Origin of the sequence: uncultured Campylobacter sp., assembly GCF_938017615.1 — a bacterium.
In the GTDB taxonomy this organism is placed as follows: domain Bacteria; phylum Campylobacterota; class Campylobacteria; order Campylobacterales; family Campylobacteraceae; genus Campylobacter_B.
Genome location: NZ_CALIJA010000201.1, coordinates 1 through 3877, shown reverse-complemented (window position 1 = coordinate 3877; position 3877 = coordinate 1). Strand labels below are relative to the sequence as shown.

Below are 3877 nucleotides of genomic sequence, written 5' to 3'. Positions count from 1 at the left end.
AAATTTTAAAATTTTATCGCTTAGGCTGCGAGAGTGAGAGGACTTAATGAGCGCTAGCGGCGGTAAAATTTTAACGTCCGCGGCGGGGATTTTGCGGCGGCGAAATTTTAAAATTTCAAAGCGGGCGGCGGAGCCGGAATTTTAAAATTCGCTCCGAATTTTAAGCATAAAAATCAAAATTTATCGTTACAATTACGTAAAATTTTTAAGGAGTAAAAATGAAAAAAATAGTTCTTTTAAGCTCAGCTGCGGCGCTTGCCGTAAATTTAAGCGCGCAGGAAAATAGCCTTGAGATCTACGCGAACTCCGCCTTCTTGTACCAAAACTTCGGCGCGCAAAAATCAAACTTCAGCGTGAATGTGCCGGAGTACTTGGATATCCGCAGCATCGAGATTGCAGGCTCTTGCGAAGTGCGCGAATTGTCTTTGGGAGAGGTCGAGCCCGTGAAAAACGCGGAGTTTGCCAAAAAAGAGGCGGACGAAAAGAGCCTGCGCGAGCTAAACGACCGCCTGGTCGCGCTTAAGGCGCAGCAGCGCTTTTTAAGCGACTTTGCAAGCTTAAAAGATAGAAGCTTGGCAAGCTTAAAGGCGGATTCGCAAAAAATTTACGACGAGGTCTTGCTCGTAGCGGGCGAAATTTCAAAGACGGACGAGCAAATCGGAAAGCTCAAAGAGAAAATTTCAAAATACCAGATCAAGAACGAACGCCGCTTAAACGCGAACTTTGGCTGCGATCCGAGCTTCGTAAAAATAAGCTACCCCGTTGACGTAAGCGCCTACACGCACAACGAGCTCTCGGCAGATCTTGCTAGCGGCAAAATCGAGGTCGCGCAAAAGCTCTCGGTGCAAAATCCGCTAAACGCCGAGCTAGCGAATTTGACGATCGCGCTGTATCCTTACGAATACTCCTCGCAGACCGCGCCGCAGCCCTTTTACCCGTGGTATGAGGGCGAGCCTGCAAAGCCGGCGCCCGCAGCGGCTTATAAAAAGGACGTGATGCTAGAGGTGGCGGATATGCAGAGGGCGCCTGCGGCGGAGGCTAGATCGTCGTATGCAAGGACGGGCTCGAATATCGAAAGCTCGCTCTCAAAGGTGTGGAAAATTAGCGGCGTAAGCCTTAAGGCGGGCGAGGCGGGCGAGTTCAGCTTCGATAAACAGAGTCTGGATGCGAAATTTGATCTGCTCATCGACGGCTACGGCAGCGAGGCGGCCTACGTGCGGGCTAAATTTATCCCCGAAAGAAGCATAGAGGAGAGCGAAACGCTAATAAAGCTCGACGGCGTGCAGATCGGGCTCGTGTATCTAGGCTTTGCCGCAAACTCCGAAGCTACGGCATATCTGGGTAAAAACAGCCTGATCGAAGTTAAAAAAGAGCAGGCGAACAATTTCACGAAAAACTCCTTTTTCGGCGGCGAAAGTAAAAATTCCATGGCTTGGGATTACGAAATCAAAAATAGCTCCAAGCGCGCGTGGAACGTGGTTTTGCAAGAGCGAGCGCCCGTTTCGACGCATGAGGACGTAAAGGTCGCGCTGAAAAACTCGCCCGAGCAGAGCAGCCTCGGCAAGGATGGACTACTTAGCTGGGACTTTGAGCTAAAGCCGGGCGAGAGCAAAAAGATCCACTTCGGCTATGAGCTAAGCAAGCCGAAGAAGTAACAAGCTTTGGCGCGGCGCGGATAAATTTTGCGCAGCGAAGTAGCTTTTTGCGGCGTGATTAAATTTTGCGGGCGTAAAACCAAGGCGCGGCTTTAGAATTTATCTGAAATTTTTGGCGCCACGTCGCTGAATTTTACGCGCCGCACCTGGGGAAATTTAAGCGTCGCGAGAACCAAAAATTTAAATGTTGCGGCGATTTAAAATTTAGTAACGCGGGATATGAAATTTAGCGATGCAGAGAGGTTTTGGCTCTAGGCAGAAAACTTTGAGTGTCACTAAAATTTATCTAAAATTTAGAAAGGTCAGAGTAATGAACGCGGAGCGAAGGTATGAATTTAACGGAGCGGCGAGGTGTGCGGTTTGTTTCACTGGCGGCATTTAAAGGATCATTATGAAATTCTACAAATATCTTAAATTTAAAATCCTAGCCGCAGTGCTACTTTTCTGCGCCGCATTTATCCGTATAATCCCCGATTATTCCGCTTCACGAGGCTTTGCTTTAGTTACTATTTTTGACTACAACAAATACAAGCAAGGATACTGCCTAAAAGAGAATAGAGCTTTAAGCAACGAAGAGCTACTTCGAAATGCCGCTATAAATTATTTTAAAAGATATTACGACTATGAAATTTTGCGAAATACCATTATCGATGAGCACGATATAAAAAATTTCGGCCATAGTTTTTATACGGCGCACATCTCCAAGCTCTATCTAATCGGCGATTTCAATGAAGAAAACTGGTTTGATTTTTTAGTTGAAAATACCGACAGAAAGAGTTTTGATTATGAGATAAAAGACAAGACGCAAATAGATATCTCCGATCTATCAAAATATTTTGTATATAAGGATGAAATTTTGGGCTTTAGACAGCCTATTATCTTATCGGAAGAGAAAAATCCATTTCATAACGGAAAAATGTTTTTAGAAAAATCATTTTTAATAAAAGAGAATCAATTTTTTGTGAATTATGCCAGACCTGATTATATAAGTTGGTATATTGAGCTTAACAATAAAGAAGATTTAACAAAAATCAAAAGCAAAGAAAATTTAATACGAATAAAAAACGAATATGAGAACTTAGAAAACTTTAACAAAGTCTTAGCTTATACTCATATGAAGCATTTGCGACGTAAATTCTCATACGATAATTGCGGAAATATAAATTTTGATATCAAAGCTCCGGCGGAACAGGAGCTGGATATGTGGATTCACGGCGGATAAATTTAATTGAAATTTTATCTTAACGAATGTAACCGAAAAAGGATAAGAGATGAGCAAAAAAGAAACTGATTTAAGATTAGAATTAGAGGGCAATTACGGTGCCGATATATTGAGTTATTATTTGTGGGGGAAGAAAACTCCTCCTGGTCCGAAAGAATTAGCCTCTAACGAATGGATGGATAGAAAAGGACTGATATGAAATTCTACAGGTCTATTAAATTTAAAGTGCTAGCTGGAGCGCTACTTCTTATAATAATACTCTGCGCCATATTTATTCGTATAATTCCCGATTTTTCCACTTCACGAGGCTTTGTGATAGTTTCCCTTTCCGACTACAACAAATACAAGCAAGGATACTGCCTCAAAGAAAACAGAATTTTGCCGAAGGAAGAGCTGTATAAAAGAGTAGCAGGGGCATATTTGGACTATGATGTAAAGCTATATTGGATGATTGATAATTATAGGTTGAAAACCTTCGGTAGTCTTTGGTCCAGTAAATATGAGGTTGCATACTATGAACTAGAAAATATAAACTTATCAAATTGTTTTGATGTATTAGAAAAATATTACCAAGAGGGAAAAACGACTGAGGAGATACTGATGAAAGAGCTAAAGGCTAAAAAAACCGATCCAAAGAAATATCTAAAAATAAATTTGAAAGATACGAGCGTTGGATTTGACAGACCGATAGTTATGGTTAACGGCGACGATAAAGAAGTCACAGGTACTTTGTTTCTTGATAAATTTGCTATATTTAACGGTAATTATATGCAATTTAACCATTCCGAGTATATTTATGACTTGATAACGAATTTTGACATTACTAGAGAATACTATAAAGAGAGAAAAAATGCCGTAGTCGGTATTGGAAAAGGTTTTAAATTTGATAACTGCGGCAATATAAATTATCCGCTGGAAGAATATTATTTGGGCGGTAGAGATATAGAGAGGCGCTAAATTCTCTAATATGAATTTCATTAAAAAATTTATGGGACTTAAG

The 3877-nt window shown here is 41.4% G+C and carries 4 protein-coding genes; all 4 read left to right on the top strand.

Translation table 11 applies throughout. The features are described 5' to 3' along the window. Positions 1-218 precede the first annotated feature (218 nt). The 4 genes from Q0620_RS10165 (at position 219) to Q0620_RS10150 (ending at position 3834) form a co-directional block, all read left to right on the top strand. Complete coding sequence (locus tag Q0620_RS10165; protein ID WP_298784990.1) at positions 219-1655, top strand: DUF4139 domain-containing protein; 1437 nt, start codon at positions 219-221, stop codon at positions 1653-1655. A gap of 391 nt (positions 1656-2046) precedes the next feature. Further along, positions 2047-2877, top strand: coding sequence for a hypothetical protein (locus tag Q0620_RS10160; protein WP_298784987.1), 831 nt, complete (start codon positions 2047-2049; stop codon positions 2875-2877). Positions 2878-2926: 49 nt separating this feature from the next. Then, positions 2927-3076, top strand: coding sequence for a hypothetical protein (locus tag Q0620_RS10155; protein ID WP_295098417.1), 150 nt, complete (start codon positions 2927-2929; stop codon positions 3074-3076). Further along, positions 3073-3834: a hypothetical protein gene (locus Q0620_RS10150; RefSeq protein WP_298784984.1), complete on the top strand. Its 762-nt coding sequence runs from the start codon at positions 3073-3075 to the stop codon at positions 3832-3834. The genes Q0620_RS10155 and Q0620_RS10150 overlap by 4 nt, the downstream gene beginning before the upstream one ends. Positions 3835-3877 lie beyond the last annotated feature (43 nt).

What these genes read in the sequence shown, in the direction of transcription:
- Q0620_RS10165 (WP_298784990.1), top strand. Translation starts at nt 219, where the DNA reads ATGAAAAAAATAGTTCTTTTAAGCTCAGCTGCGGCGCTTGCCGTAAAT.
- Q0620_RS10160 (WP_298784987.1), top strand. Translation starts at nt 2,047, where the DNA reads ATGAAATTCTACAAATATCTTAAATTTAAAATCCTAGCCGCAGTGCTA.
- Q0620_RS10155 (WP_295098417.1), top strand. Translation starts at nt 2,927, where the DNA reads ATGAGCAAAAAAGAAACTGATTTAAGATTAGAATTAGAGGGCAATTAC.
- Q0620_RS10150 (WP_298784984.1), top strand. Translation starts at nt 3,073, where the DNA reads ATGAAATTCTACAGGTCTATTAAATTTAAAGTGCTAGCTGGAGCGCTA.